Annotated in this window: 3 protein-coding genes and 1 pseudogene; all 4 read left to right on the top strand. The window is 51.8% G+C overall.

Annotation, left to right across the window (positions count from 1 at the left end):
• Positions 1–699 (top strand): hypothetical protein (locus BIS10_RS17680; RefSeq protein WP_253507294.1); only part of this gene is annotated, 699 nt, incomplete at its 5' end.
• Positions 696–1,706: a virulence RhuM family protein gene (locus BIS10_RS17685; protein ID WP_253507297.1), complete on the top strand. Its 1,011-nt coding sequence runs from the start codon at positions 696–698 to the stop codon at positions 1,704–1,706. The genes BIS10_RS17680 and BIS10_RS17685, both read left to right, overlap by 4 nt.
• 13 nt (positions 1,707–1,719) lie before the next feature.
• Positions 1,720–3,783: a DEAD/DEAH box helicase gene (locus BIS10_RS17690; RefSeq protein ID WP_392567200.1), complete on the top strand. Its 2,064-nt coding sequence runs from the start codon at positions 1,720–1,722 to the stop codon at positions 3,781–3,783.
• A pseudogene (locus BIS10_RS17695) lies at positions 3,776–4,261 on the top strand (GIY-YIG nuclease family protein); the annotation flags it as partial. The gene BIS10_RS17690 and the pseudogene BIS10_RS17695, both read left to right, overlap by 8 nt.

Here is a 4,261-nt window from a genome sequence, read left to right on the forward strand (position 1 = left end):
ACGGGCTTGCGAAAGCCAACTTGCACGGGGCGAATGATCAAAAAGTGCTCGCTGGCGGTGATAGGGAAAGTGTCGGCGCCGGCTTCACGGATTCAGGATCATCGTCAAGATAAGGAATCGCCACTCTCGAAGATAAGAAAAAACCTTCTCGACGTTATGGGGTGGGAAAAGTCGGGGCCGAGTGATTACTACGTTGCTAACCCAGAATTCACGCTCTCACCTGTTGATGAGGACATGCCACACCTTGACTATCGGCAGGAGTGGACACGCGGAGAGATTGGTTACCATAGTGCAATAGGGAACGGCGCCTTCTATGTGGGTGCTTTCAAAAGTGAGTTATTGCTGAAAAAAATGCACATTGTGATTTTTGATGGCGGCAAAAAAATCGCAGTTGCCCCTGATTGGGTCGCGATTGGTGAAGGGCGTTTTTATTTCTATCTGAAAGACAGCGTTGAGTATGCGTATCAGAAATACCTCACACACGAACGCGGAAAAGATCACTCCTGTGGCCTTAGGCGTATCGATACCAGGGGCACTTTCGATATTCCTGTGCTCAAGAACTTGGATGAGTTAAAGAAATTTACCGACTACTGCGATAAGCCAGCAATCAGCCCTACAACGCAAGAAATTGAGCAGGCTGAGATTTTTTATTGCTTGCTGGATAAGTTCCATACCTTTAAGCAGCAGGGGCAGCCATGAGCGAATTGATTCTCTACACCACGGACGATGGCCGAACCCAATTGCACCTGCGTGTAGAAGGCGGCAGTATCTGGCTAAGCCAGCTGGAAATTGCTGAGCTATTTCAAACCACCAAGCAGAACGTCTCTCTGCACGCCAAAAATATATTTGAAGACAATGAGTTAGACCCTGTGGCAACCGTCAAGGATTCCTTGACAGTTCAATTTGAGGGTAAGCGTCAGGTCAAGCGGAAGATCAGTTACTATAACCTCGATTTAATCCTGGCCATTGGCTATCGCGTCCGCTCGTCTCGCGGCGTGCAGTTTCGCCAGTGGGCCAGCACTCACCTGAAGGAGTTTCTGATTAAGGGCTTCGTGATGGACGACGAGCGCCTTAAAAACCCGGGTGGTTGGGACTTCTTCGATGAGCTGCTGGAGCGCATACGGGACATACGCGCCTCGGAAAAACGCTTCTACCAGAAAGTCCGCGATCTCTTTGCGCTTAGCTCCGATTATCAGGCTCGCGAGCGCGAGACAGCACAGTTTTTTGCCGAAGTGCAAAACAAGTTGCTGTATGCGGCCACAAGCCACACTGCTGCTGAGCTGATCTTAAAACGCTCAGACCCAGCTATGCCCAATATGGCGTTGACTAACTGGAGTGGCTCACGGGTTCGCAAGCAGGATGTCATCGTGGCCAAAAACTACCTAACGGCTGACGAAATCGACACGCTAAACCGTTTGGTGGTGATCTTCCTCGAACAGGCAGAGCTTAGGGTCAAGAACCAGAAAGAACTTACTCTGGATTTCTGGCGTAACAACGTTGATAAGATGCTGGCGTTTAATGACCAGCCCATCCTCGAAGGCGCAGGCTCGGTTAGCCGTCAAAACATGGAAAAGATTGCCCGTGAACGTTATGAGGTGTTCGACCAGCAACGGCGCACGGCGGAAGCAAAAGCAGCCGATGCCGCTGACCTAAAAGAAATCGAACAGCTGGAACAAGACCTCAAATACAAGGGCAAGAAGCACTGACAGGGATTGCATTATGACGAAGAGAGTACCTTCAGTTTCCGTTTCGTACGCTAGCAATGGCAGCTCTACCACGTCCAATGAGCTGGGCATGCGGCCCATGCAAGAGCGTGCCTACGAGCGCCGAGGTGAGCAGTATCTGCTGATTAAGTCGCCACCTGCATCAGGTAAAAGCCGTGCCCTAATGTTCATTGCGCTGGATAAGCTTCACAACCAGGGGCTGAAACAGGCCATTATCGTGGTGCCGGAAAAATCTATCGGCTCTAGCTTTAACGACGAGCCGCTCAGTAATTACGGCTTCTGGGCTGATTGGCATGTAGAACCTAAATGGAACCTGTGCAACGCACCAGGCACGGAGAATGGCGGCAAGGTCAAATCTCTGGGCGCTTTCCTCGAAAGCAGCGATAAAGTGTTGGTGTGTACCCACGCCACGTTCCGTTTTGCGATTGATCAGTTTGGTGTGGCGGCCTTTGATGACCGCTTAGTCGCCGTAGATGAGTTCCACCACGTTTCAGCCAACCCTGACAATAAGCTGGGTGCTCACTTGGGCGGCTTTATCCACCGCGATAAGGTCCACATCGTCGCGATGACCGGCTCCTACTTCCGAGGCGACACCGAAGCGGTGTTGGCCCCGCAGGATGAATCGCGCTTTGATACGGTGACCTACACCTATTACGAGCAGCTCAACGGTTACGAGTACCTCAAGCAGCTGGATATCGGCTACTACTTTTATTCTGGCTCGTACGCTGATGACATCCTCAAGGTGCTTGATCCTGCTGAGAAGACCATACTCCATATTCCCAACGTCAACTCTCGCGAGAGCTCTAAAGATAAGGTACGTGAGGTTGAACATATCATCGAAGCGTTGGGGGAGTGGCAGGGTGCTGACCCGGCCACCGGTTTTCAACTGGTGAAAACGCCACAAGGGCGACTGCTTAAAATTGCCGATTTGGTAGATGATGATTCAACCAAACGTGAGCGTGTATCGAGCGCATTAAAAGACCCTGCGCAGAAAAACAACCGTGACCATGTCGATATCATCATTGCCCTGGGCATGGCGAAAGAGGGCTTTGACTGGATTTGGTGTGAGCATGCGTTGACGGTGGGCTACCGTTCCAGCCTAACGGAGATTGTGCAGATCATTGGTCGCGCCACGCGGGATGCGCCGGGCAAGACACGGGCGCGCTTCACGAATTTGATCGCTGAGCCGGATGCGGCTGAACAGGCCGTCACCGAAGCCATTAACGATACTCTAAAAGCCATCGCTGCCAGCTTATTGATGGAGCAAGTGCTAGCACCGCGCTTTGAGTTCAAGCCAAAGCACCCCACCAGCGGCCCGCAAGAAGGGTTCGACTACGGTGATGAAGGCTACAACCCCGGCAAATGCAACGTAGGCGTTAACGAAGAAACCGGTAAATATCACATCGAAATCAAGGGGCTGGCAGAACCCAAAAGCGAAGAAGCGACCAGGATTTGCCAGGAAGACCTGAATGAAGTGATTACCGGCTTTGTGCAGGACAAGACCACCATTGAGCGTGGCTTGTTTGATGAAGAACTGGTTCCTGAAGAGCTCACCCAGGTACGCATGGGCAAGATCATCAAAGAGCGCTACCCCAATCTGGACGAGCAAGACCAAGAATCCGTTCGCCAGCATGCCATCGCTGCGCTCAACCTCACCCAGCAGGCCAAGCAGCTGCTAGCGGGTAGTGAGGCTGTCGACATTGGTAGCAATGAGCCAAAGCCTAACACCGCATTAATAGCAGGGGTGCGCAAGTTCGCCATGGACGTGCGGGAGCTCGATATTGATTTGATTGATCGTATTAACCCTTTCAGCGAGGCCTACGCGATTCTGGCTAAAAGCATGAGCGAAGACAGCCTGAAGCAAGTGGCTGCCGTTATCTCTGGCAAACGTACCAACCTGATGCCTGATGAAGCCAAAGAGCTGGCGATGAGAGCGGTCAAATTCAAGAAAGAGCGAGGGCGTTTGCCTTCTATCAGTTCCCAAGATGCCTGGGAGAAACGCATGGCCGAAGGCGCTTCTGCATTCGTACGCTTTAAAGACGAGGGGCGTTATGACTGATCTGGACGACTTGCGCGCCGAGCTTGATGAGCTAGCTCAACCCGAGAAGAAGAAAGGTCTTTCGGCACGTGAAGAGCGCATTATTGCCGGGTTTGAAGAGATTCAACGCTTTGTTGAACAGCATGGCCGTGCCCCGCAGCACGGTGAAGACAACGATATTTTTGAACGGCTCTATGCCGTTCGCCTTGATCGCATTCGTTCGCTTGAAGAGTGCCGAACCCTAGTGCAGCCCCTTGACCATCAAGGCTTGTTAGATGGCAACAGTATTAGCGATTTAGACGCAACAGATACGCTGGACGATGATGCCTTGCTGACTGAGCTTTCAGGGATTTCTGGGGCGTCTGAGTTGACTGAGCTAAAGCATGTGCGTTCAAGCGCTGAGAAACGTGTTGCTGAAGAGGTCGCCAATAGAGAGAAATGCGACGACTTTGCGACCTACCAGCCGCTGTTTGAGCAAATAGAAAGCGAGCTGAAAGGT

The sequence above is a fragment of the Halomonas sp. 707B3 genome, assembly GCF_024158645.1.
Classification (GTDB): Bacteria; Pseudomonadota; Gammaproteobacteria; order Pseudomonadales; family Halomonadaceae; genus Vreelandella; species Vreelandella lionensis.